Origin of the sequence: Polymorphospora rubra, assembly GCF_018324255.1 — a bacterium.
GTDB classification, from domain to species: domain Bacteria; phylum Actinomycetota; class Actinomycetes; order Mycobacteriales; family Micromonosporaceae; genus Polymorphospora; species Polymorphospora rubra.
Genome location: NZ_AP023359.1, coordinates 1,456,141 through 1,480,170, shown reverse-complemented (window position 1 = coordinate 1,480,170; position 24,030 = coordinate 1,456,141). Strand labels below are relative to the sequence as shown.

The 24,030-nt window shown below is 71.2% G+C and carries 18 protein-coding genes and 1 pseudogene; 11 read left to right on the top strand and 8 right to left on the bottom strand.

The window, feature by feature from the left end; translation table 11 throughout:
* Window positions 1–59 precede the first annotated feature (59 nt).
* On the top strand, window positions 60–317 hold the full coding sequence (locus Prubr_RS06730) for a WhiB family transcriptional regulator (protein ID WP_212822629.1): 258 nt from the start codon (window positions 60–62) through the stop codon (window positions 315–317).
* Window positions 318–405: 88 nt separating this feature from the next.
* Here the strand turns inward: Prubr_RS06730 and Prubr_RS06725 are convergent, their stop codons facing one another.
* Window positions 406–855: a metallopeptidase family protein gene (locus Prubr_RS06725; protein ID WP_212822627.1), complete on the bottom strand. Its 450-nt coding sequence runs from the start codon at window positions 853–855 to the stop codon at window positions 406–408.
* 287 nt (window positions 856–1,142) lie between these two features.
* Here Prubr_RS06725 and Prubr_RS06720 point away from each other — a divergent pair, with 287 nt between their 5' ends.
* Entirely contained in the window at window positions 1,143–1,502 is a 360-nt protein-coding gene (locus tag Prubr_RS06720; RefSeq protein WP_212822619.1) for a DUF3499 domain-containing protein, read from the top strand.
* 56 nt (window positions 1,503–1,558) lie between these two features.
* On the opposite strand, the gene Prubr_RS06715 is transcribed toward Prubr_RS06720, so the two are convergent.
* The gene (locus tag Prubr_RS06715; RefSeq protein WP_212822617.1) at window positions 1,559–2,065 is read right to left on the bottom strand and encodes an Lrp/AsnC family transcriptional regulator; all 507 of its coding nucleotides are present in this window, start codon (window positions 2,063–2,065) and stop codon (window positions 1,559–1,561) included.
* 201 nt (window positions 2,066–2,266) lie between these two features.
* Between Prubr_RS06715 and Prubr_RS06710 the strand changes: the two genes are divergently transcribed.
* The 7 genes from Prubr_RS06710 (at window position 2,267) to Prubr_RS06680 (ending at window position 11,339) form a co-directional block, all read left to right on the top strand.
* Window positions 2,267–3,487 (top strand): polyamine ABC transporter substrate-binding protein, encoded by a 1,221-nt coding sequence (locus Prubr_RS06710; protein ID WP_246568399.1) that lies wholly within the window; start codon window positions 2,267–2,269, stop codon window positions 3,485–3,487.
* Window positions 3,488–3,491: 4 nt separating this feature from the next.
* Window positions 3,492–4,664: an ABC transporter ATP-binding protein gene (locus Prubr_RS06705; RefSeq protein ID WP_212822615.1), complete on the top strand. Its 1,173-nt coding sequence runs from the start codon at window positions 3,492–3,494 to the stop codon at window positions 4,662–4,664.
* A complete protein-coding gene (locus tag Prubr_RS06700) occupies window positions 4,661–5,512 on the top strand; it encodes an ABC transporter permease (RefSeq protein ID WP_246568397.1) in 852 nt (283 codons plus the stop codon). The genes Prubr_RS06705 and Prubr_RS06700 overlap by 4 nt, the downstream gene beginning before the upstream one ends.
* Entirely contained in the window at window positions 5,509–6,312 is an 804-nt protein-coding gene (locus tag Prubr_RS06695) for an ABC transporter permease (protein WP_212822613.1), read from the top strand. The genes Prubr_RS06700 and Prubr_RS06695 overlap by 4 nt, the downstream gene beginning before the upstream one ends.
* Entirely contained in the window at window positions 6,309–7,709 is a 1,401-nt protein-coding gene (locus Prubr_RS06690; RefSeq protein ID WP_212822610.1) for an NAD(P)/FAD-dependent oxidoreductase, read from the top strand. The genes Prubr_RS06695 and Prubr_RS06690 overlap by 4 nt, the downstream gene beginning before the upstream one ends.
* Window positions 7,710–8,095: 386 nt before the next feature.
* A complete protein-coding gene (locus tag Prubr_RS06685) occupies window positions 8,096–10,156 on the top strand; it encodes a prolyl oligopeptidase family serine peptidase (RefSeq protein WP_212822607.1) in 2,061 nt (686 codons plus the stop codon).
* Window positions 10,157–10,178: 22 nt separating this feature from the next.
* Complete coding sequence (locus Prubr_RS06680; protein WP_246568395.1) at window positions 10,179–11,339, top strand: hypothetical protein; 1,161 nt, start codon at window positions 10,179–10,181, stop codon at window positions 11,337–11,339.
* Window positions 11,340–12,003: 664 nt separating this feature from the next.
* Here Prubr_RS06680 and Prubr_RS06675 read toward each other — a convergent pair.
* On the bottom strand, window positions 12,004–15,588 hold the full coding sequence (locus Prubr_RS06675; RefSeq protein ID WP_212822605.1) for an AAA domain-containing protein: 3,585 nt from the start codon (window positions 15,586–15,588) through the stop codon (window positions 12,004–12,006).
* Window positions 15,588–15,965, bottom strand: coding sequence for a hypothetical protein (locus Prubr_RS06670; RefSeq protein ID WP_212822603.1), 378 nt, complete (start codon window positions 15,963–15,965; stop codon window positions 15,588–15,590). The genes Prubr_RS06675 and Prubr_RS06670 overlap by 1 nt, the downstream gene beginning before the upstream one ends.
* 451 nt (window positions 15,966–16,416) lie before the next feature.
* Here Prubr_RS06670 and Prubr_RS06665 point away from each other — a divergent pair, with 451 nt between their 5' ends.
* Window positions 16,417–17,739 (top strand): FAD-dependent oxidoreductase, encoded by a 1,323-nt coding sequence (locus Prubr_RS06665; RefSeq protein WP_212822601.1) that lies wholly within the window; start codon window positions 16,417–16,419, stop codon window positions 17,737–17,739.
* A gap of 48 nt (window positions 17,740–17,787) precedes the next feature.
* Here Prubr_RS06665 and Prubr_RS06660 read toward each other — a convergent pair whose 3' ends face one another.
* From Prubr_RS06660 to Prubr_RS06650, 3 genes and pseudogenes are all read right to left on the bottom strand, one after another.
* Window positions 17,788–18,174, bottom strand: coding sequence for a DUF779 domain-containing protein (locus Prubr_RS06660; RefSeq protein WP_212822599.1), 387 nt, complete (start codon window positions 18,172–18,174; stop codon window positions 17,788–17,790).
* Window positions 18,174–19,697 (bottom strand): aldehyde dehydrogenase, encoded by a 1,524-nt coding sequence (adh, locus tag Prubr_RS06655; protein WP_212822595.1) that lies wholly within the window; start codon window positions 19,695–19,697, stop codon window positions 18,174–18,176. Before adh ends, Prubr_RS06660 begins: the two co-directional genes overlap by 1 nt.
* Before the next feature lie 236 nt (window positions 19,698–19,933).
* A pseudogene (locus tag Prubr_RS06650) lies at window positions 19,934–21,196 on the bottom strand (GAF domain-containing protein); the annotation flags it as partial.
* A gap of 111 nt (window positions 21,197–21,307) precedes the next feature.
* Here Prubr_RS06650 and Prubr_RS06645 point away from each other — a divergent pair.
* On the top strand, window positions 21,308–22,747 hold the full coding sequence (locus Prubr_RS06645; RefSeq protein ID WP_212822594.1) for an aldehyde dehydrogenase family protein: 1,440 nt from the start codon (window positions 21,308–21,310) through the stop codon (window positions 22,745–22,747).
* Between the two features lie 9 nt (window positions 22,748–22,756).
* On the opposite strand, the gene Prubr_RS06640 is transcribed toward Prubr_RS06645, so the two are convergent.
* Window positions 22,757–23,989 (bottom strand): SUKH-3 domain-containing protein, encoded by a 1,233-nt coding sequence (locus Prubr_RS06640; protein WP_212822586.1) that lies wholly within the window; start codon window positions 23,987–23,989, stop codon window positions 22,757–22,759.
* Between the last annotated feature and the right edge of the window lie 41 nt (window positions 23,990–24,030).

Sequence of the window (24,030 nt, the reverse complement as noted above, 5' to 3'; positions counted from 1 at the left end):
CGCCTTCCGCGTGGGGGGTTGCGCCGGCACCGCTGCTGGCGCGCGATAAGGAGGCATGCATGGACGGCCGGCTAGAAGTAGCCGACCTGCTCGGAGATGCGCCGGAGTGGCAGGAGCGGGCCCTGTGCTCGCAGACCGACCCCGAGGCGTTCTTCCCCGAGAAGGGCGGATCCACCCGCGAGGCAAAGCGCATCTGCTCGCGCTGCGAGGTCCAGACCGAATGCCTGGAGTTCGCGCTGGGGCACGACGAACGGTTCGGCATCTGGGGCGGCCTGTCCGAACGTGAACGGCGCAAGCTCAAGCGTCGGGTCGCCTGACCCGACCCGGTCCGCGCGGCGGACCGCGGTCACAACGGCCGACGGCCGGGCGGTGGGGGCCGCCCGGTCCGGCAGCACCCGGCGGCGCTCAGGCGAGTTCGTCCGGGTCGACGCCGAGCAGGTTGGCGACCTGCTCGATGATCACGTCGTGCACCAGGTCGGCGAGATCCTCCCGGTCCATCGCGCGGAACTCCAGCGGACGCCGGTAGAGCACGATCCGCGGCGGCACCTCCTGCCGGCCGGGCCGGCCCGGCAACAGTCGGGCGAGCGGCACCTCGCCGTCCTCCAGCACGTCGGAGTCGTAGACGTTGAGGTCCGGTGGCACGTCTTCGACGGCGAACTCCACGCCGGCCAGTTCCTTGGCGAATCGGCGTTCCAGGGTTTCCACCGTGTCGAGCACCAGATCGTCGAAGATCTCGGCCTTGGTCCGCGACAGCGGGACGGTGGCGGGCACGAGCCGCCCGCGCAGGCCGCGCCCGTGCCGGTCGCGGCGGGGGCGGCGCCCCGGGCCGGGCCGCCGGTGCTGCGGGACGGTCACCTCGCCCTCCCGCCGGGCGCGTGACCCGCGCCGGCAATCCGTACCCGGTGTGCTGTCGTCCGGTCGGCCCGGCCGGCTGTGCCGTGGTCCGCCCTGTCGTGGTCCGGCCGGTTCACCGGACCACCCCCCATCCCCATGTTCACGTCGCCAGGGTAGCCCCGCGCCGGCCCACCCGGACGGTGGACGAGGTTGCCGGCGGCGCGTCGTCAGATCGTGATCTACGGATCATCGGCGTGTCGCGGCGGTAACCGGAGCGGGAGACCCGGTAAGAGAGATAACGTGCCGCCGTGAGGTCACCACGGCGTTGCTCCCGCAACGGCTGCCCCCGACAGGCCGTCGCCACGCTGACCTATGTCTACACCGAGTCGACGGCGGTGGTCGGGCCGCTTGCCGCGTTCGCCGAGCCGCACACCTACGACCTGTGCGAGCAACACGCCCGCAGCCTGACCGCGCCACGCGGCTGGGACGTCGTGCGGCACGAGGGCGAGTTCGAGCCGCCGCCGCCGACCACCGACGACCTGGTGGCGCTGGCCGAGGCGGTACGCGAGGCGGCCCGCCCGGTGCAGCGCACCGAGGAGCCCGACGACGCCCAGGGGCCCCAGGTCGGCCGCCGTGGCCACCTCCGGGTCATCCCGCCCACCCACTGAGGCTTCGAACCCGCCCGACGGCCGTCGGACCTGCCTGGGTCGGGCGGCGCACCTGATCAGCGCGGCGTGTGGGGCGGCTTGAGGTAGACGAAGGCTTCCGTGGACAGGACGCCGTCGGCCGTACGGAGCCGCTGCAGGATCTCCAGTAGGTGGTCGTCGTCGCGGCAGACCACCTCGGCCAGCAGGTCGAACGAACCCGCCGTGACCGCCACATAACTGATCTCGTCCAGGTCGGCCAGTCGGTCCGCCACCGTCTCCAGGTCGCCGGACGTACGCAGGCCGACCATCGCCTGCCGGGGAAAGCCGAGCCGCTGCGGATCGGTCACCGCCACGATCTGCATCACCCCGGCGTCGAGCAGGCGCTGCACCCGCTGGCGTACGGCCGCCTCGGAGAGCCCGACCGCCTTTCCGATCGTGCCGTACGCGCGCCGGCCGTCCTCCCGCAACTGTTCGATGATCTGCTTCGCCACGTCGTCGATCGGCGCGTCGGCGGCACTCTCCCGGACCGCGACCCGTCGGCCGCTTCCGATGGTGCGGCGGTCGTCAAGTTGTCGCGCGACCATCCGTTTCCCCTGTCTGCCGTGGGGCGCGCGTGCCCACCCGGTCACCTATCGAAGGTGTATTTCGTCGCAAAAACCGAGATATGCAACGAAATCCCTTGTGACATACCCTATTGCATGTCAAGATCAGTGGTCGGCGACACCCCCATCGACGACCGCCTGGATCCTCCATCCCGGATCCGACCGCCGCAGGAGCCGTCAACCATGCACAACAGCTTCCCCTCTCCGCCGTCGCCGGAAGTCGCCGCCCTGCTGTCCGCGCACCGCCTCTCCCGCCGCTCCATCATCCGCGGTGCGTTCGGGGTGGGCGCGCTGGCCGTCGCGGGCGGGCTCGCCGGCTGCGGCACACCGGGTGCGCGGCAGGCCGGGGAGTGTGCCAGCGACGACCGGTCGGAGACCGAGCGGTCGCTGCACTTCTCCAACTGGATCCAGTACCTGGACGTCGACGACGAGGACCCCGACCGGCGGCCGACCCTCGACGCGTTCGTCGACCGGACCGGTATCCAGGTCACCTACACCGAGGACATCAACGACAACAACGAGTTCTTCGGCAAGGTGCAGGCCCAACTCGCCGCCTGCCAGCCCATCGACCGTGACCTGATCGTGCTGACCGACTGGATGTCCGCCCGCCTGATCCGGCTCGGCTGGGTACAGAAGCTCGACCTGGGCCGGCTGCCCAACGTGGAGCGCAACCTGCTCGCCTCACTGCGTGACCGGCCCTTCGACCCCGCCGGTGACCTGGCCGTACCGTGGCAGTCCGGACTTGCCGGGCTCGCGTACAACGGCAGCGTGACCGGCGAGGTGCGTACCGTCGACGAACTGCTCACCCGCCCCGACCTGAAGGGCCGGGTGACCGTGCTCACCGAGATGCGCGACACCATGGGCCTGCTGCTCCAGGCCGCCGGCCACGATGCGGCCGACTTCACCGAGGCGCAGTTCGACGACGCGCTGGAGCGGCTCCGGCGGGCGGTCGCCGACGGCCAGATTCGCCGGTTCACCGGCAACGACTACGCCCCCGAACTGGCCCGCGGCGACGTCGCCGCGTGCATCGGCTGGTCCGGCGACGTCATCCAGCTCGCCGCCACCGACGAGCGGATCCGCTTCGTCGCCCCCGAATCCGGCGCGATGCTGTTCTCCGACAACCTCCAGGTGCCCAACCGGGCCACCCACCGGGCGAACGCCGAAGATCTGATCAACTACTACTACGAGCCCGCCGTCGCCGCCCAACTCGCCGCGTACGTCAACTACATCTGCCCGGTCGAGGGCGCGCGGGCCGAGATGGAGCGGATCGACCCCGCGCTCGCCACCAACCCGCTGATCTTCCCCGACGACTCGACGCTGGCCGGGACGAAGGTCTTCATGGCGCTCACCGACGATCAGGAACGGGCGTACGAGGCAAAGTTCCAGCAGGTCATCGGGGCGTAACCGGATGGCCGAAAAGGAGCCCGCCGGCGAGCTTCGGCTGGCCGGCGTCACCAAGCGGTTCGGCGCCGTCGCCGCCGTAGACGATCTCGACCTGACCGTCCCGCAGGGGTCGTTCTTCGCCCTGCTCGGCCCGTCCGGCTGCGGCAAGACGACCACCCTGCGCATCGTCGCCGGTCTCGAGCAACCGACCGCCGGCCGGGTGTTCCTCGCCGGCCGCGACGTCACCGACCTGCGGCCGTACCGGCGGCCGGTCAACACGGTGTTCCAGAGCTACGCGCTCTTCCCACACCTGGACGTCTTCGGCAACGTCGCGTTCGGCCTACGCCGCCGCGGCGTACCCGACCTGGCCGGCCGGGTCGCGCGGATGCTGGCGATGGTCCGGCTCGACGGCTTCGAACGGCGCCGGCCGGCGGAGCTCTCCGGCGGGCAGCAGCAGCGGGTCGCGCTCGCCCGCGCACTGGTCAACGAACCCCGGGTGCTGCTGCTCGACGAGCCGCTCAGCGCGCTCGACCCCAGGCTGCGCCGACAGATGCAGATCGAACTCAAACGCATCCAGACCGATGTCGGCGCCACCTTCGTGCACGTCACCCACGACCAGGAGGAGGCCATGACGCTGGCCGACACGGTCGCGGTGCTCAACGCCGGCCGGGTCGAGCAGTTCGGCGCCCCGGCCGACCTCTACGACCTGCCGGCCACCGCCTTCGTGGCCAACTTCCTCGGGCAGGCCAACCTCCTCGCCGGCCGGGTCACCGGCCGCGCCGGCGGCGACGTACTGGTCGAGGCGTACGGCTCGCGGTTCTCGGTGCCCGCCGACCGGTCGGGGTCCGGGGCCGGCGCGGTCCTGGTCGGCGTACGTCCCGAGCGGCTGCACCTGGCAGCGGCCGCCGCCGACGTACCGGAAGGTCACCAGTGGGTGACCGGCGTGGTCACCGACTCGTCCTACGTCGGGGTCGGCACCCGCTACCTGGTACGCACCCCGTGGGGCGCGGAGTTGGCCGCGTTCGCGGCGTACGGCGCGGTGGCGGGCGGCGGGGCGGCGGCTGCCGCGGGCGACCCCGCACCCGGTGGAGCCGGCCGGCTGCCGGTCGGCGCGGAAGTGGTGGCGTACTGGAACCCCGCCCACGCCTTCCTGGTGCCCGACGACGTCGACCCCGGCCCGGCCGGCATCCGCCGGTGACGACCGGCCGCCGGCTGCTGCCGTACCTGCTGATCCTGCCCGGCGGGCTGTGGCTGGCGCTGTTCTTCGTCGTACCGGCCGGCCAACTCGCCGCGACCAGCCTCTACGACCCGGCCGGCTCGGTCGCCGACGGCTACGCCATGACCTGGTCGTTCGGCAACTACCCGGCCGCACTGCGGGCTTACGGCGGCCACTTCGGCCGGTCACTGCTCTACGCCGGCATCGCCACCGGGCTCGCCCTGCTGCTCGGCTACCCGCTGGCGTACGTGATCGCCCGCCGCGCCGGCCGCTGGAAGAACCTCTTCCTGGTCTGCGTCGTCGCCCCGATGTTCACCAGCTTCCTGGTCCGCACCCTGGCCTGGAAGACGATCCTGTCCGACAACGGCTGGCTGGTCGGCGTGCTGCGCGACCTGCACCTGCTCGAACCGGACGGCCGGCTGCTGGCCACCCCGGCGGCGGTGGTGCTCGGCCTGACGTACAACTTCCTGCCGTTCCTGGTGCTGCCGCTGTACGCCAGCCTCGAACGGCTCGACGGGCGGCTGCTGGAGGCGGCCCGCGACCTCTACGCCGGCCGCCTACGCACCTTCCTCACCGTCACCCTGCCGCTGTCGGCGCCCGGCCTGACCGCCGGCATCCTGCTCTTCTTCATCCCGGCCAGCGGCGACTACGTCAACGCGAGACTGCTCGGCAGCCCCAACGAATACCTGGTCGGCAACGTCATCGACTCGGCGTTCCTGGTCCGGCTCGACTACCCGCAGGCCGCCGCGCTGTCGTTCCTGCTGATGGCGATGGTCCTCGCACTCGTCGTGGCCGGCCTGCGCCGGGGCCGGGCCGCGGAGGTGTGGTGAACCGGCCCGCGCGGTGGCTCGCCGCGCACTGGGTGACGGCCGTCGGACTGATGGTGCTCGGTTACCTGCTGCTGCCGATCGGCGTCGTCGCCGCGCTGTCGTTCAACCGGCCGTCGTCACGGCTGTCGTACGACTTCCACGAGTTCACCGTCGACAACTGGGCGAACCCGTGCGCCAGCGCCGAACTGTGCGCGGCCGTGTGGCGCAGCGCCCAGATCGGTCTGGTCGCCACGCTGGGCGCGACCGTGCTCGGCACCCTGATGGCGTTCGCCCTGGCCCGCTACCGGTTCCGTGCCCGGTCGGCGGTCGGCCTGCTGGTGCTGCTGCCGATGGCGACCCCCGAGGTGGTGCTCGGCTCGTCGCTGCTGACGCTCTTCGTCGCCGGCCGGGTGCCGCTCGGCTTCTGGACCGTGGTCGTCGCCCACGTGATGTTCTGCGTATCGTTCGTCGTGGTCACCGTCAGAGCCCGACTATCCGGAATGGACAGCCGACTCGAGGAGGCGGCGATGGACCTGTACGCCGGCCCGTGGCAGACCTTCCGCCGGGTCACGCTGCCGCTCGCCGCGCCCGGCATCGTCGCCGCCGCGCTGTTGGCGTTCTCGCTGTCGTTCGACGACTTCATCATCACCAACTTCAACTCCGGCAGCACCGTCACCTTTCCCATGTACGTGTGGGGCGCCGCCCAGCGCGGCATCCCGCCCCAGGTCAACGTCGTCGGCACCGCCATGTTCGCGATCGCGGTGCTGTTCGTGCTCGGCACCGCCGTACGGCGCCGGCCCCGGTCCGGCGGTGCCCGGTGACGGCCGCCGCCCGCCGGGCCCTCGCCGACGCCGTCCACCGGCCCTACTGGCTGGACCGCCCGGAGCGGCCCGACCCGCTGCCGCCGCTGGCCGGCGCCGACAGCGCCGACCTCGCCGTCGTCGGCGGCGGCTACAGCGGCCTGTGGACCGCCCTGCTCGCCAAGCAGGCCGACCCCGGCCGCGACGTCGTCCTCCTGGAGGCCGGCACCTGCGGCTGGGCCGCCTCCGGACGCAACGGCGGATTCTGCGCCGCCTCGCTGACCCACGGCACCGCCAACGGCGCCGCCCTCTTCCCCGACGAGATCGGCACCCTGGAGCGGCTCGGCCGCGCCAACCTCGACGCCATCGAGGCGACCGTCGACCGGTACGGCATCGACTGCGACTTCCGGCGCACCGGCGAACTCACCGTCGCCGTCGAGCCGTACCAGCTCGCCGGGATCGCCGACGACGCCGCCCTCGCCGCCCGGCTCGGCCAGCCCGGCCTCCTGCTCGACCGCGACGCGCTGCGCGCCGAGGTCGACTCGCCGACGTACCTCGGCGGCTTCTGGGACACCGACGGCGTCGCGATGCTCGACCCGGCCCGGCTCGCCTGGGGACTGCGCCGGGTCTGCCTCGACCTCGGCGTACGCATCCACGAACACACCCGGGTCACCGGCCTGCACCGCGACCGGGCCGCCCTGAGCCTGCGTACGCCGCACGGCCGGGTGCGCGCCGACCGGGTGGCGCTGGCCACCAACGCCTTCCCGCCGCTGCTGCGCCGCCTGCGGCACTACCTCGTGCCGGTCTACGACTACGCGCTGATGACCGAGCCGTTGACCCCGGCCCAGCTCGCCGCCGTCGGCTGGCACAACCGGCAGGGCATCTCCGACGCCGCCAACCAGTTCCACTACTACCGGCGCACCGCCGACGACCGCATCCTGTTCGGCGGGTACGACGCCGTCTACCACGCCGGCAGCCGGATGACACCGGCCCTGGAACGCCGGACCAGCACCTTCGTCCGGCTGGCCGACCACTTCCGGGCCACCTTCCCGCAGCTCGACGGCCTACGGTTCAGCCACACCTGGGGCGGCGTCATCGACACCTGCACCCGGTTCTGCGCCTTCCACGGCACCGCGTACGGCGGCCGTCTCGCCTACGCCGCCGGATTCACCGGGCTCGGCGTCGGCGCCACCCGCTTCGGTGCGCAGGTCATGCTCGACCTGCTCGCCGGCGCCGACACCGAAGCGACCCGGCTCGCCCTCGTCCGCGACCGGCCGGTCCCGTTCCCGCCCGAGCCACTGCGCTCCGCGGTGATCAACCTGACCCGCCGTTCGATGGCCCGCGCCGACGCGAACGAGGGCCGCCGCGACCTCTGGCTACGTACCCTCGACCGTCTCGGCCTCGGCTTCGACTCCTGATCCGTCGGTCAGTCGGCAGCCGTCGGTCGGTCGGCCGTGCCGGCGGGCACCACCCATGCGGTCGGCTGACGTCCCGCCCCGGCTCTCGGCCTCTGCACCGGCCCGGTCCACCGGCCCAGCCGGAGGCCGGATACCACCGTCACGCCCCACAGCGAACTCGCTGTGCGTACGCCGAATTCGCGGTGAACCACAACACCTTGGGGCTCTTCCCCGGCGAACCGCAGGGCGCACCCGTGATCATCTGCTGCTCAGCAGCTCGACACGCCGTACCTATAACGGCGGAACAACTAACGATCACCACACCCCGCCACGTCATGGTGGTCGGCTGCCGTCGTTGATCAGACGTCGACTTCCGTCCGGCGCGGGCGTCGGGAATCATTGCCGGGATGGGTGACGAATACCTGTGGCTCGAAGAGGTCGACGGCGCGGACGCCGGCGCCTGGGTACGCGAGCGCAACGCCGAGACCGTCGCGCGGCTCGCCGCCGGTGGCACGTTCGACGACCTGAAGGCCGAGATCCGGCAGGTGCTCGACGCCGACGACCGGATCCCGTACCCGGCCCGGCGCGGCGACCACGTCTACAACTTCTGGCGGGACGCCACCCACCCCCGCGGCCTGTGGCGGCGGACCACCGTCGACGACTACCGCCGGCCCGAACCGCGGTGGGAGGTGCTGCTCGACATCGACGCGCTCGCCGCCGCCGAGGACGAGAACTGGGTCTGGGGCGGGGCCACCGTCCTGCGTCCCGACTTCCGCCGCGGCCTGGTCAAGCTGTCCCGGGGCGGCGCGGACGCCACCGTCGTACGCGAGTTCGACCTGGTCGACCGGACGTTCGTCGCCGACGGGTTCACCCTGGCCGAGGCGAAGACGAACGTCGGCTGGATCGACGCCGACCACATCTACGTCGGCACCGACCTCGGACCCGGCTCGCTCACCGCGTCGGGCTATCCACGAACGGTCCGGCGGTGGCGGCGGGGCACCCCGCTGGCGCAGGCGCCGACCGTCTTCGAGGGGCACGTCGACGACGTCGCCGTCTACGCCAGCCACGACCCGACGCCGGGGTTCGTCCGCGACTTCGTCAGCCGTCGCCTCGACTTCTTCCGCGGCGAGAGCCATCTGCTCGGCCCCGACGGCACGCTGCGCCGGATCGACGTACCCGACGACGCCGACTGGGACGTACACCGGCAGTGGCTGCTGGTCCGGGTGCGGTCGGACTGGACCGTCGGCGGGGTGACCCACCCGGCGGGCGCCGTGCTGGTCACCGGGTTCGACGACTTCCTCGCCGGCGGCCGCGACCTGACGGTGCTCTTCGAGCCGGACGCGCACACGTCGGTCAGCGAGTACGCGTGGACCCGCAACCACCTGCTCCTGGTGCTGCTGCGCGACGTGCGGACCGAACTGGTGGTGCTGACCCCCGGACCGGACGGCTGGGCGCGGGAGCCGCTGCCCGGCGTCCCCGCGATGGACCACAGTGGAATTCTCGACACCGAACCCGACCTCGACGACTACTACGCCACGACGTCGGAGGGCTTCCTCCAGCCCGACACGCTGCGCCTCGGTGTGATCGGGGGCGACGTCGAACCGGTCAAGCGGGAACCCGCGTACTTCGACCCCCACGGGCTGACCGTCCGGCAGTTCTTCGCCACCTCCGCCGACGGTACGCAGGTTCCCTACTTCGTGGTCGGCGACGCGGGCGCGTCCGTGGGTCCCACCCTGCTGACCGGGTACGGCGGCTTCGAGGTTTCCCGTACCCCCGCCTACGACGCGGTCGTCGGACGGGGCTGGCTGGCCCGGGGCGGCACCTACGTGGTCGCCAACATCCGCGGCGGCGGCGAGTACGGTCCACAGTGGCACCACGCCGCGCTGCGCGAGCGCCGGCCCAGGGCGTACGAGGACTTCGCCGCCGTCGCCACCGACCTCGTGGCCCGGGGCATCACCGAACCGTCCCGGCTCGGCATCAGGGGCGGCAGCAACGGCGGCCTGCTCATGGGGGTCATGCTGACCCGCTATCCGGAACTGTTCGGCGCGATCGTCGTTCAGGTGCCGCTGCTCGACATGCGCCGCTACCACCTGCTGCTCGCGGGTGCGTCCTGGGTGGCCGAGTACGGCGACCCGGAGAACCCCGACGACTGGGCGTTCCTGCGCGAATACTCGCCCTACCAGAACGTCCGCGCCGGCCAGCCGTATCCGCCGGTGCTTTTGACCACGTCGACCCGCGACGACCGGGTGCATCCGGGCCACGCCCGCAAGATGGCGGCCCGGCTGGCCGAGTTCGGCTACGACGTGTCGTACTACGAGAACATCGAGGGCGGGCACGGCGGTGCCGCCGACAACGAGCAGGCGGCGTTCATGTCGGCGCTGACGTACGAGTTCCTGTGGCGCAAGCTGTCCGGCCCGGCTGAAGCGGTGCCCCAGCAGTCGGAGCGGGCCACCCTCGACGCACGGTAGGTCCCCGGCGGTCACCTGCCCGGTGACCGCCGGGAGATCGGATCCGTATTTGATCTACGTAACATTCTATGTTGACAGAAATCAATCAACGATCGGTTTTCGGGTACGTTCTTCTGTCTATCATCTGGCCACCAATCCCTCTTCCTGCGATCCAGGTCAGGAGAATTCTGTGGTCAAACCGCCCCCTGGTGAACTGCTGCGCGCCGCGCCGGAAACGATCTCCGTGCCACCCGCCGACGGCACGTCCGAACCGAAAGCCACGTCACCATTCGTCAACGGGCATTTCCCGCGCCGACGTGGACTGATCATCGGACTCAGCGTGCTGGCCGGCTTCCTGCTGACGGTGGTCTGGTCGGCCCACTTCGTCGACTCCACCATCGGCGACAACGTCGCCAACACCCTGCTCGGCCACGACGCCAAGGAAACCCCGATCGCCGGCATCGCCGCCGGGATTCTTTTCGCCTTTGTTTCCGGTCTCGCCGGCACGTTCACCGCCTGTAACATCGCCACCTTCGGGGCGATGGCCCCACTGCTCGGCAGCGGCGGCAGCCGGTGGAGCCGCATGCTGCACACCCTCAGGCCGCTCGGCTGGGTGTCGGTCGGAATGCTCGCGGTGTCGTCGGTGTACGGCGTGATCGTCGGACTCGTCGGAACGTCTATGCCGCAGTTCTCCCAGGCGGCCAACCAGCCCGGCAGCCTTTCGCCGCGCAGCATCCAGTCGATGGTCGTCTACGGCATCATCGGCCTGGTCATGTGTTACCTCGGATTGGCGTCTCTGGGGCTGGTCCGCGACCCCTTCGCCAAGATCTCCAAGCGATTCCCGAACGCCCCGATGGTCTTCATGGGCATCCTGATCGGCGCATTCCTGATCGGCCGGCCGTTCCCGCTCTTCCGGCAGATGTTCCGCGACGCCGCCGAAAGCGGAAACCCGCTGTACGGTGCGGCCGCGTTCAGCCTCCAGTCGATCGGCAACATCCTGGTCATGGCGATTCTATTCCTGATCATCGCCAACTTCACCGGTGGTCGGATCCAGCGGTGGCTGGCCGCCAACCCGCGCCGACTCACCGTCATCACCGCCGTCGCGTTCCTCGTTGCCGGCGCCTTCACCTTCCTCTACTGGGACGTCCGCCTGCTCGCCCGGCGCGAGATCATCCCCTGGTACCCGACCGCCCCCTGGGCCTAGTCCGGGCTGAGTTAGGCCATACCTCGGCCGCGGGCCGGTGCGGATGCTCCGACGACTGCAGTCGCCAGCCGCACCGGTCCGGCGAGCCACGGCTGATGCTGAACCACGAGTGCGACGGTGGCTGCGAATGCACCCCGCCCGCTTTGCCGATGGTCGCGGTCTCGTAGTTCGGATCCTGCTCCAGGCGACGGCCTGTGAGACGTTGATCTTCCAGCGTGACGGTCTGTACGCCTCATCGAGATATGGAAGGTGGTGAGTGGTGGTGCATTGCAATGTCTGCTGCTTGCGTGTTTCTCTGAGGAAAGACAAGAGGTTACCCAAGCACTACTCTGCCCATTTTGCTGGGCTTTTCTTTCCAGGTGCACAGAAGGAGTGTTCTGGTTCGGGGACGGGCCAATACACTCCCGACCGTCAGTTGAGGTGGAAGTGCAGCCGCACACTCAGCAGGCAGACATGTCCGTGCTGTGGTAGGAAGTCGCTAACCCTGAACAAGAACGGCAAGTTTCCGAAGCATCTTTCGCCGGTTGGCGCCAAGTGCCCGATGTCAGAGGCGAACTCTCGCTGATCTGGCTGGGCTCGCGTCCAAGCGATTCGCACTTGAGCCCTCGTGGACAACGGAACGCCTGGTGTAGTGGAGGTTGATGCCGCCGGGGTTCGCCAGTGGTTACCGTCGGCCCAGGTATTCCGACAGCTCGGCGGCCACCTGTTCCGGCTCGGCCAGACAGCGCCACACCGGAACCCGGCGGACGGTCGTCTTGCCATTGGTGATGTCGATCTGGGCGAGCACCTTGCGTAGCGCGCGACCATCGGCATTGCCGGTCGGGTCGTCGACCAGTACAGCCACCTCGGCGTCGCCGGCTCGTACGAGCAGGTCGAGGGTGTGCCCGGACATCGTGACGTCACGCCGTACGGTGAGACCCCGCTTCCGCAATGCGGCGTGCAACCGGTCGGCGGGATTGGGTGCGGCGTCTGGCGTGCCCTCGGTCGGCTCCCGGCTGGTTGCCAGGGCGGCGAGAAGACCGCGTTGGCTCGCCCACCACGAGCGGTCGCCGACGACGACGAGCTGGGAGCGGGCGCGGGTGATCGCCACGTTCCACAGATTCGTCTGGTGGACGAGCCAGTTGCGGGTGGAGTCCGAGATGCCGTGCGCCCCAACCGGCGAGATGACCATGATGTCCCGTTCACTGCCCTGGAACCGGTGGATGGTCTCGCAGAGCAGGTTGTCGTGTAGGCCGGCGGCGCCTAGGGCCGCCGCCAGGTTGCGCTTGTGCGCGGCGAGCGGCGTGACGACCCCGACCGAAGCATCGGGGTACGCGGCCCGCAGCCGCGCCACCTCGGCCACCACCTCGGCGATCTCCGCCGGGTTACGTCCGGAGCCGGTCTGGCCACGCACGAATGCCCCGGTCACGTCCTGCCAGCGCATCGCTGGCTCGGCCGGTGCGGCGAGGCGCCGTGGGTCGGTCAGGATCGTGAGCCGCCCCTGGTAGACCTCCCGGTTCGGGATGTCGACGATGTCCGGGTGGCAGCGGTAGTGCTCGTCGAGCAGGTGCGTCGCCCCGGCCGAGGCGGCGAACGCGTCGTACGCCGAATGTCGCGCATAGGCCAGCCGGCGGGCGGTGAGCCAGCCGGTACCGAGGCCGGCCTTGACCTGTTCGGCGACGTCGTCGCCCTCCGGCAGGTCGACGACCGGTGCGAGCTGGCGTGGATCGCCGATGATCAGTGCCCGCTTGGCCCGGTAGAGCATGGGCAGGATCGCCGGCACCGTGCACTGCGCCGCCTCGTCGATCACCACCAGGTCGTACAGGCCGGGCTTGCGGTCCAACTGCCGTGCGGACAGTGCCGTCACCGCCCAGCCGGGCAGCACCCGCAGGATCTCGGGAAAGTACGCCCGGCTGTAGGCGTTCGGCTTGGCCATCTCGTCCGCCCGGTTCTGCAGCAACCTGACCCCGGCGGTCACCCGACGGGCGATCTGGGCACGCAGCAACTCGCCACTGCGCGCCGGACGTTCGCCGTTGACCAGTTCGAGCAGCCGCTGCCAGGCCGCGTCGCCGTCGGGCAGCCCGGCCAGCCTCTGCCGACGTTCCCGCCAGCGCAGCTTCAGGACGGCCCGCTCCGCCAGGCTGGCGACGGCCTCCCGGTCGGCGGCACCGAAGCGGCGTAGCCGGCGGCGGTACCACCAGCCGAACCATCGGCTCGTCAGCGCCAGGTCGGTCATCCGGACGAGCCGGGCCAGGGCCGCCTCGTCGTCGGGCAGGGCGACCTCGTCGACCTGGTCGGAGCCGCGTTCCGCGGCCAGGTCGGCGAGGTCGGCCAGATCCCGTTCGATCGTGCGATGCTCATCGAGCACCCGTCGGAGGCCGGACAATTCATCGGAGATCAGCCGCAGCTCGCCGGCGGGCGTGTGTTCGTCCGGCGCGACGTCGCGCGCCGCCGGCGGATAGGCGGTGAGAATGTCCGCGAGGTGCTTCGGCTCCTGCAGGCGGTGCTCCTTGTTGCCGGTACGCAGCAGCAGTCCCGGACCGATCAGGTCGGTGACCCGGTCCACCACCGAGTCCACGGCCTGGTTGCTGGTCGAGCCGATCAGGACACTCTGCCCCGCTGCGGTGGCGGTGGCCAGCAGCGCGGTGACCAACTGGCTCTTCCCGGTGCCGGGCGGGCCCTGTGCCACCGTCAACGTCCGTGACATCGCCGCCTGGATGACCTCTTCCTGCGCCTCGTTGACCGGGCTCAGCGCCACCTGGAGGATCGATGCCGGCTCGACCTCCGGCGGGCGGGTGGCCAGCGCGGCCAACGCGGTCCCGTCGATGGCCTTCGGGTTCTTGATCATGTCTTGCAGGTCGCTGACGAGCTGTCGCTGCGGCGAGTCCGCACCATCCACCATGAACAGCACGGCGGCGTTTTGCACCCGGTCGATTGGACCCGGTCTGATCTGGCCGGCCAGCGCCGTCGGGTCGGGGTCGACCAGCGGCGTCAGACCGAACGTCTTGAGAAGCAGGTCCACGGTGGCGGTGAGCGCGGCACGGTCGCCCGGGACGAAGACCCGCTCCACCTGCTGCACCAGCTCGTCCGACTCCACCTCGGACAGTTGGAGCAGGTCGACCAGGGCCGGAGAGGGCCGGGGCGGGAAGGACGCGTGCAGCACGTCGTCCGGCCCCACCGTCACATCGCAGACCAGCAGCGGAGTCAGGCGGATCTGCCGCTGCCTGCCGGCCCGGACGGCGACGACCGGATAGCCGTACTGCAGCTCCTTGCCCTCCGCGCGGACCCGGCCGGCCAGCGTCGCCGCCTGACCGTGCAGCTGCACAGGGGCGGTGGCCAGGAGGATCGCCTCCGGACCGGGCGGGGCGGCGGTGTAGGTGCTCGCCTGGCGCGGATCGATGAACGACTGCAGGGCCTTCGACCGCTGCATGCAGTTGACGTAGTAGGTGAGCAGGCGGCGCCACTGGTCGGCATCGAACGGAGCGTCGTCGGCGGCGGTCGGCACCGTGCTGGTCGTCTGCCGGGCGGCGGCCTCGGAGCCCGGCGCCGCCGTCAACGGGATCGGGGTGCTGACCCCCTCGCTCGACTCCGTCGGTGCGTGCTGGTGGCGCCGGGCCATCTCGGTCATCGCGTAGCGGGACAGGTCGTTCGTGGTGATCCAGCCGTCGTCGGCGATCCCCTGCGCGGCTCCGCCCAGCCCGGCCAGAAGTACCTCGGTGAAGACCGAGGGCCGGTCCGGGCCCTGTACCTTCGATGCCTTCATGTGGTTGCTCGAGGTGAGGACGAAGGTGCCTCGTTCACGACGCCCCCGACGCGCCTCCTGGCGTACCCCGCCCCGGAAACGGTGCCGGGTGCTGAAGGAACCGGAGTAGCAACAATCGATCAGTACGACCTTCTGGCTGGCCTTCGTGATGTTCAGCATGTGCCGAAGCGGCCCGTCGGTGTCCAGCGCGGTGCCGTGCAGCGAACCCGTGACTGTGTCGGTCGCGGCGAGGAAGACCGACTCCTGATCCGCGTCCATGACCACGCCATGACCGGAGTAGTAGAGTAGCGCCAGATCGCCCGTGCGCCGGGCCTGATAGAAGTCCTGGACGACCTGGGTCATCTGGGTGGCCGGCAGGTCGAGTTCGGCGCGTACCTCGTCGAACTCGCCGTGGCTGTCCAGCAGTGTCTTGAGCTGTGCGAGATCCTGACGGACCGAAGGCAGTGGCTGCAGTTGGCCGTCGGCGTGGTAGGTCGCGGTGCCGATCAGTAGTGCGTACCGACCCATCAGCGCTGGGACCGCTCGATCGCGGCCTGCACGGTCCTGATCAGCTCTGCGGTCTCGCTCGCCGTCGGCTGGTCGATGGTCAGCTCGATCTCGCCCACCCGCAGATGGGCGCGTCGTCCGGCGTTGCGTCGCAGGAACGCCGCCACCACGTCGACCAGGGCCTGGATGTAGCCGGGGTCAACGCTGGTGAGCACGGTCAGCGTGCCGAGCGCCAACTCGGCGACACCTTTGCTGTCCGGTGCCGCCGTCATCGCGATCCGTTCGACCTCGCCGATTTCACCAAGATCCCTGGCCAGTTCCTCGGTCAGCTGGTCGAGGACGAACTCGTCATCCTCGGCAAGTGGCGTGAATTCGACCTGAACGCGGACGTGTGACACCTAACCTCCCCCGATGCTGGTGACTGGAGAGGATACGGAAGCAGTCGTGTGCGTGGCGTCCCCTGTCAGTTTTCCGATCGACAGCTGTGGTTCTGGGGTCCTCTGTCGACCGATCGTACGGCCATTGTGGAATTTGCCGATCCGGTTGCGGTGCTCAACGAGCATCGGTTTCCGCTACGGCTGAGTCCATGTGCGGCCGTAGCGAAACCATAGGTTCATGCACCCTGGCGGGCCGCCGAGGCTGAACACTGCCGGCTTGCCGCTCTCGACGGCGCAGCGGCAGTTCTACAAGGAGCCAGTCCGGTTCGTGATGACCTGAGGCAGAGGGCGCCGTTCCCACGACCGGCGCGACAACGCGCAGAGCACGCCGAATGCCGCATCCGCACACAGCGCTCGTTGACCATGCCGCGAGCTCGCCCTACGGTCCACTTGACCTTGGGAGGGCGTCAGAATGGCCACAAAGGACCGTGCCGTCGTGCTCGGCGGGAGTGTGGCCGGCCTGCTCGCCGTCCGCGCGCTCGCCAGCAGCTACCGCGAGGTGGTGCTCGTCGAGCGGGATCCGCTGCCGGTCGGCACCTCGACCACGCCCCGGACTGGCGTACCGCACGGGCGGCACGCCCACGGCCTGCTCGTCGGTGGGCTGCGGGCGATCGAGACGCTGCTGCCCGGCGCCACCGCCGACCTGGCCGAGGCGGGCGTGCCGGCCGGCGACATGTGCGGCGCCATCCGGCTCTACGCCGACGGGCATCCACTGCGCCAGGGCACCATCGGAGAACTCGGTCTGGCGGTGAGCCGGCCGTTCCTGGAGAGCTATGTCCGGACCCGGGTGCTCGACACCGCGAACCTCAAGGTGATCGACGGCTGTGACGTCGCCGGACTCGATTCGGTCGACGGGGCGGTCACCGGCGCGCGGATCCACCGCCGGTCGGTGGGCGCCGGCGAGGAGACCGTCGCCGCCGACCTGGTGGTCGACGCGACCGGGCGCGGCTCGCGTACGCCGCGCTGGCTCGGCGAACTGGGCTACGCGTCACCGGTGGAGGAGCGGCTCGAGGTCAACCTGAGCTACACGACCCGGAAGTTCAAGATGGCGCCGGACGGCCTCGGCGGCAACCACACGGTCATCGTGGCGCCGTCGGTGACCAACCCGCGCGGCGGTGTCCTCCAGGTCGTCGAGCAGGGCCGGGCCGTCGCCACCGTCTTCGGCATCCTCGGCGACGCCGCGCCCGGCGACCTCGACGGATTCCTCGCCTTCGCGAAGACGCTGCGGGCACCGGAGTTCGACGGGATCCTCCGGGCGGCCGAGCCGATCGACGAGCCGGCGACCTTCCGGTTCCCGGCCAGCGTCCGTCGCCGCTACGAGCGCCTGGACCGTTTCCCGGCCGGCCTGTTGGTGATCGGCGACGCGATCTGCAGCTTCAATCCCCAGTACGCGCAGGGGATGAGCGTCTCCGCGATGGAGGCCGCCACCCTGCTGCGGATGGCGCCGGACGGCGTCACGGCCCCGGCGTTCTTCCGGGCCGTCGCGCCGATCATCGACGTACCGTGGCAGATCGTGACCGGCTCGGACCTGGCGCATCCGGGGGTTCAGGGGGAGCGCACAGGTGCGATCCGGTTCGTGAACGCCTATCTCCGCCGGCTGCAGGCGGCGGCCCGTCGCGACGCGACCCTGACCGAGGCGTTCGCCCGGGTGCTCAACCTGATCGCGGCACCCCGGTCGCTGATGCGCCCCGACCTCGCCGTCCGGGTCCTGGTCCGCGGCCGGGCGGCGCGCTGACGCACCGGCCCGGTCCGCGGTCGTGGACCACGGACCGGGCCGTACGGCTCAGGTCAGCAGGCGGGAGCGGATCAGGAAGCGCACCCCTTCCGGCGCCTCCAGCGAGAAGCCACTGCCCCGGCCCGGTACGACGTCGACGGTCAGGTGCGTGTGCCGCCAGCGTTCGTACTGCGACGCCGACATCCAGAACGGCACCGGTTCGGGCACCCCGTCGATCTGGAGCGACTGGAGCAGTACGTCCGACCCGCCGGTCCGGAACTCACCGGCCGGGAAGCACATCGGCGCGCTGCCGTCGCAGCATCCGCCGGACTGGTGGAACATCAGCGGCCCGTGTGCCGCCCGCAGCGACCGGATGAGGTCGGCCGCCGCGGGAGTCACCGCGACCCGCTCGATGTCCGCCCCGGTGTCGGGGCGGGCGTCCGGGGCGCTGTCCATCAGAAGAAGCCGAGCTTGTCGGGGGAGTAGCTGACCAGCAGGTTCTTGGTCTGCTGGTAGTGCTCCAGCATCATCTTGTGGTTCTCCCGGCCGATGCCGGACTGCTTGTAGCCGCCGAACGCCGCGTGCGCCGGGTAGGCGTGGTAGCAGTTGGTCCACACGCGGCCGGCCTGGATGGCGCGCCCGGCCCGGTACGCGGTGTTCATGTCCCGGGTCCAGACGCCGGCGCCGAGGCCGTACAGGGTGTCGTTCGCGATCTTGATGGCGTCGGCGAAGTCGCTGAACGAGGTCACCGAGACGACCGGGCCGAAGATCTCCTCCTGGAAGATCCGCATTGAGTTGTCGCCCTCGAAGATGGTCGGCTGCACGTAGAAGCCGCCGGCGAGGTCGCCGCCGAGTTCGGCGCGGGCGCCACCGGTCAGCACCCTGGCCCCCTCCTGCCGCCCGATGTCCAGGTAGGACAGGATCTTCTCCAGCTGGTCGTTGGACGCCTGCGCCCCGATCATGGTGTCGGTGTCCAGCGGGTTGCCCTGCCGGACCGCACGGGTCCGCTCGACCGCCGCGGCCAGGAAGTCGGCGTAGTGGCCCTGCTGGATCAGCGCCCGCGACGGGCAGGTGCAGACCTCGCCCTGGTTGAGGGCGAACATGGTGAATCCCTCGAGCGCCTTGTCGTAGAAGGCGTCGCTGGCGGAGCTGACGTCGTCGAAGAAGATGTTCGGGCTCTTGCCGCCGAGTTCCAGCGTGACCGGCTTGATGTTCTCGCTGGCGTACTGCATGATCAGCCGCCCGGTGGTGGTCTCGCCGGTGAACGCGACCTTGGCCACCCGCGGGCTGCTCGCCAGCGGCTTGCCGGCCTCGACGCCGAAGCCGTTGACGATGTTGACCACGCCCGGTGGCAGCAGGTCGGCGACCAGGCTCAGCCACAGGTGGATCGAGGCCGGGGTCTGCTCGGCCGGCTTGAGTACGACCGCGTTGCCGGCGGCCAGCGCCGGGGCGAGCTTCCAGGTCGCCATCAGCAGCGGGAAGTTCCACGGGATGATCTGCCCGACCACGCCCAGCGGCTCGTGGAAGTGGTACGCCACCGTGTCGTCGTCGAGTTCGCCGAGCGAGCCCTCCTGGGCGCGGATCGCCCCGGCGAAGTAGCGGAAGTGGTCGATCGCGAGCGGGATGTCGGCGGCCAGGCACTCCCGTACCGGCTTGCCGTTCTCCCAGGTCTCGGCGACGGCCAGCAGTTCGAGGTTCGCCTCCATCCGGTCGGCGATCTTGTTGAGGATGTTGGCCCGTTCGGCGACCGGGGTACGGCCCCAGGCGTCGGCGGCGCCGTGTGCGGCGTCCAGGGCCAGCTCGACGTCCTCGGCGGTGCCGCGGGCGATCTCGGTGAAGGGGCGTCCGGTGACCGGGGTGACGTTCTCGAAGTACTGGCCACGGGCCGGCTTGACGTACTCGCCGCCGATCCAGTGGTCGTAGCGGGTCTGGTACGACGCGAGCGCACCTTCGGTGCCCGGCGCTGCGTAAAGGGTCATGGTGTGCCCTCCCGGCGTCAGCCGCCCGGTGCGGGGCGGCGGTGATGCCGGTCACGCTAGTTACGTCGACGTTGCAACTACGTTGCGCGCGGGTTCCGTTCGGCGGCGGGCGCGCCGGGCCGCGCCGTGTCCGGCCGGTGCACGGGGGTGCCGGGTCGCGCCGTGTCCGGCCGGTGCGCGGGGGTGCCGGACCGTGCCGCCTGCGGCCGGTGCGCGGGGTCGGCCGGGGCCGGCACCGGCAGGCCGTACTCGCCGCGCAGGCGATGCACCCGGTCGAGGGCGAGCGGCCGGCGCGGCGACCCGGACGGCAGCAGCGTGGTCAGGGCCTCCCACATCTGCAGGTCGTCGCCGCCCCACGGGGCCCGGGTCCAGGCGGACAACAGGGCCGGGTCGCGGGTGGCGAGCACCCCGGCCCGCAACTGGCCGTCGAGCAGCCGGCGGAGCCGGACCACGCCCGGCGCGTCCGAGCCGGGCAGCAGCGGGCCGCCGTACGCGTCGAGTGCCTCGGCCACTCTTCCTTGATCGAGAAGTCGGGTTACGGCCACGAAGTCGGCGTCCAGACCGACCAGCAGCCGGTAGGGACGGGAGTCGAGCACGGCCGGACCGAGGATCCGCCGCAACCGGGACAACTCGGCCCGTACGGTGACCGGGTTCAGTATCCCGTCGCCGTAGACGTCGAGCCCGAGCTGATCGCCGCTGCGCCCCTGCGGATGGCAGGCGAGCAGCACCAGCAGTTCGCTGTGCCGGCGGCCCAGCCGGACCCGCCGCCCGTCGACGGTCAGCACCGCCTCGTCGCGGCCGAGCGCGGTGAGCGCCGCCCCCGGTCGCGTGCCAACCGCCCGCCCCAGCCCGGCCAGATGCGCCTCGGCCGCCCGCGCCGTCGCCTGCACCAGCGCCAGGCTGTGCGGATTCGCCAGGTGGTCGCCACCGGTCACGTCGATGGCGCCGAGCAGCCGCCCGGTCAGCGGATCGTGGATCGGCGCCGCCGCACAGGTCCACGGCTGCACCAGTCGGCTGAAGTGCTCGGTGGCGAAGATCTGCACCGAGTGGTCGACGGCGAGCGCGACCCCGGGCGCGTTCGTTCCGGCGTGCCGCTCGTCCCAGCGGGCGCCGGCGACGAAGTTCATCGCCTCGGCCCGGTGCAGCACCCGGGGATGGCCCTCGACCCAGAGCAGCCGGCCGTGCGCGTCGCAGACCGCCATGATGTGCTCGCCGTCGTCGGCGATGCCGCCCAGCAGATCCCGGAAGACCGGCAGGACGGCCGCCAGCGGATGCCCGGCCCGATAGGTCTCCAGCTCGTCGTCGCTGAGGTCGATCGGAGCGGTGGCGTCCGGGTCGACCAGGGCGCCGGCCGACCGCCGCCACGAGTCGGCGACGACATCCCGTACCTGGTCGGGCACCGGGTCGCCGGTGACGAACCGCTCGTGGGCACGACCCACCTGGCCGATCCGTTCACTCGGATCGGCCCCGAACCGCAGGGCGAGCCACGGGTTGGGCATCGGCGTCGTCCTCCTCCTCACAATCGTGACCCACGTCACCGCCGGACGACAAGCCGCTGAGCAGCCCGCCGATCCGGCCCGGCCGGCCGGGGCGCGACTAGGCTGCCGTACGTGGAACCGATCCCGTTCTACGTCGCCGGGCAGCCCGCCACCAGCGACGACACGCTGACCGTGCGGCACCCGTACGACGGCCGGCCGGTCGGACGTACCGCGAACGCCACACCCGACCAGGTCGAGGCCGCCATCGCGGCGGCGGCCGGAGTGGCCGGGCAGGCCGCGGCGCTGCCGGCGTTCCGGCGGGCGGCGGCGCTCGACCACGTGTCGCGCCGGCTCGCCGAACGCGCCGACGAGGTCGCCCGCCTGATCACCGCCGAGAACGGCAAGCCGGTCAAGTGGGCGCGGGCCGAGGTGGGGCGGGCCGTCGCCACCTTCCGGTGGGCCGCCGAAGAGGCCCGGCGGTTCTCCGGCGACCTCCAGCGGCTCGACACCGACCCGGCGTCGGCCGGCCGGCTCGCCGTGGTCCGCCGGGTGCCCAGGGGACCGGTCCTCGGGATCACGCCGTTCAACTTCCCGCTCAACCTGGTCGCCCACAAGGTCGCCCCGGCAATCGCGGTCGGCGCCCCGATCATCGTCAAGCCGGCGCCGGCGACGCCGCTGTCCGCCCTTCTGCTCGGCGAACTGCTCGCCGAGACGGAGTTGCCGGCCGGCATGTTCTCGGTGCTGCCGTTGCCCAACGACCGGGCCGCCGACCTGGTCGAGGACCCCCGGCTGCCGATCGTGTCGTTCACCGGATCCGGGCCGGTCGGCGCCGCGATCCAGGCCGCCGTACCCGGCAAGCACGTCACCCTCGAACTCGGCGGCAACGCCGCGGCGCTGATCTGCGAGGACTACGCCGCCGACGCCGACTTCACCTTCGCCGCCCAGCGGATCGCCACGTTCGCCAACTACCAGGCCGGGCAGAGCTGCATCGCCGTCCAGCGGGTCTACGTGCACGAATGGCTCTACGACGGCTTCCTGCCCCGGCTGGTTACCGCCGTCGAGGCGCTGCGGGTCGGCGACCCCACCGACGAGACCGTCGACGTCGGGCCGCTGATCAGCGAGGACGCCGCCCGCCGGGTCGAGGCGTGGGTCGACGAGGCGGTCGCCGCCGGTGCCGAGATCGCGGCCGGCGGCCGGCGCGACGGCGCGACCTACCCGCCGACGGTCCTGACCGGCGCGCCCGCCGACGCCAAGGTCTGCACCGAGGAGGTCTTCGGCCCGGTGCTGGTCGTCGCCCCGGTCGCCGACGACGAGGCCGGGTTCGCCGCCATCAACGACTCGGCGTACGGGCTCCAGGCCGGGATCTTCACCCACGACATCCGGACGGCGTTCAGCGCCCACCGGACGCTCCAGGTCGGCGGGGTCATCGTCGGCGACGTGCCCTCGTACCGGGCCGACCAGATGCCGTACGGGGGCACCAAGGCCAGCGGCGTCGGCCGGGAGGGGCTGCGCAGCGCGATGGACGACTACACCGAGCCACGGGTGATGGTGCTGACCGGCATCGACCTCTAGGCCCCCGACTCACCACCTGCCGTCGTCGTCTAGCCGGACCGGGCCCCGCCCGAGCAGCAGGTTGGTCAGCGCGGTGTCCAGGTCGGCGCCGATGAACCACTCGCCGCCCTGGTCGAGCGCGAACACCCGGCCCCGCTCGTCCACGGCGAGAATGCTGTCACCGCCCTCGCTGCCGATCGGGAAGAGTCGGGAGCCGATCAGCCGGGCGAGGTCGCCGAGGGTGTCGGCGGTGTGCGCGACGCTGCCCGGGTTGATCTCGAACCGGCGGATCCACACCTGCTCGCCCGGCCCGCGCCGGCCGCTGACCAGGCCAGGGAACGCTGTCAGGGCCGCCCGGGCGGCCGGGAACTCCGCGTGCCGGAACTCCCGGCCGGGCACCGCGGTGACCCGGGCGATGGCGGCATCGGCCAGCACCTTGTCGCCGACCCCGGGCCGCCAGCCGGCCTCGACCAACGCGTGGGCCACCTCCGACGGGAACCGCCTCGCCACCGGCACCGGTTGCGGCGCGGGACGCCACTCCTGGGTGAACGCCAGGTGCGACCACGGCAGTACGCCGAAGTAGACCAGCGCCTTCACACACGAGTCGCACGGCCGCTCGGCCGGTCCGCCGGACGGGTCACCCGCCTCGCGGATGCGGAACAGTTCCAGATAGGAGCTGCCGAGCAGTTCCCGTGCGGTCTCCTCGGTCAGCGGCGGCTGACCGGCGGCGGCCTGCCGCCGGTCGTACTCGTGCAGCACGTCGGACACCACGATCAGCTCGGCGTGTCGTTCGCCGCCACGGACCAGATGTCCCGGGGGCAGATCGTCGAGGTAGTCCCGGACCAGCGGGTGGTGCCGCAACTCCACCTCCCCCTTGGCGCCGTGCGCGATGTGCTGGTCGTACTGGACGGTCAGGTGCGCGGCCGCGCCGGGCGTCGCCGCCCGGCCGGTGTTGCGCCGCAGTTCCAGCGTCGGGTCGACGGTACGCAGGCCGCCGAGCCGGCCGGCCCGTCCGCGCCGGTACATGTCCTGCACGACGGCCGGTGGCAGGGCCGGCCAACTCGACACCTCGCCGGTCTCCTTGTCGATGACCGTCGTCGCGCCGCTGCCGGGCACGCTCACCACGTCCGGCGGGAGCCTGGACCACACCACGTATCCCACGTCGAACTCGCTGAGCATCGGCGTGCACTCGTAGCCCAGCCGAAGGGTTTCCCGCCGAGCCCACTCGGCGGCGATCCGTTCGGCCTCCTGTCGACTGATCATGCCTGTCGCCTCCCCGTCATCCGGTCGCCGCCGCGGAAACG

Excerpts from the sequence above, each read along its gene's own strand:
- Prubr_RS06715 (WP_212822617.1), bottom strand. The coding sequence starts at position 2,065 with ATGGTCGCGCGACAACTTGACGACCGCCGCACCATCGGAAGCGGCCGA.
- adh (WP_212822595.1), bottom strand. The coding sequence starts at position 19,697 with ATGACCCTTTACGCAGCGCCGGGCACCGAAGGTGCGCTCGCGTCGTAC.
- Prubr_RS06675 (WP_212822605.1), bottom strand. The coding sequence starts at position 15,588 with ATGGGTCGGTACGCACTACTGATCGGCACCGCGACCTACCACGCCGAC.
- Prubr_RS06685 (WP_212822607.1), top strand. The coding sequence starts at position 8,096 with ATGGGTGACGAATACCTGTGGCTCGAAGAGGTCGACGGCGCGGACGCC.
- Prubr_RS06665 (WP_212822601.1), top strand. The coding sequence starts at position 16,417 with ATGGCCACAAAGGACCGTGCCGTCGTGCTCGGCGGGAGTGTGGCCGGC.
- Prubr_RS06710 (WP_246568399.1), top strand. The coding sequence starts at position 2,267 with ATGCACAACAGCTTCCCCTCTCCGCCGTCGCCGGAAGTCGCCGCCCTG.
- Prubr_RS06730 (WP_212822629.1), top strand. The coding sequence starts at position 60 with ATGGACGGCCGGCTAGAAGTAGCCGACCTGCTCGGAGATGCGCCGGAG.
- Prubr_RS06705 (WP_212822615.1), top strand. The coding sequence starts at position 3,492 with ATGGCCGAAAAGGAGCCCGCCGGCGAGCTTCGGCTGGCCGGCGTCACC.
- Prubr_RS06640 (WP_212822586.1), bottom strand. The coding sequence starts at position 23,989 with ATGATCAGTCGACAGGAGGCCGAACGGATCGCCGCCGAGTGGGCTCGG.
- Prubr_RS06660 (WP_212822599.1), bottom strand. The coding sequence starts at position 18,174 with ATGGACAGCGCCCCGGACGCCCGCCCCGACACCGGGGCGGACATCGAG.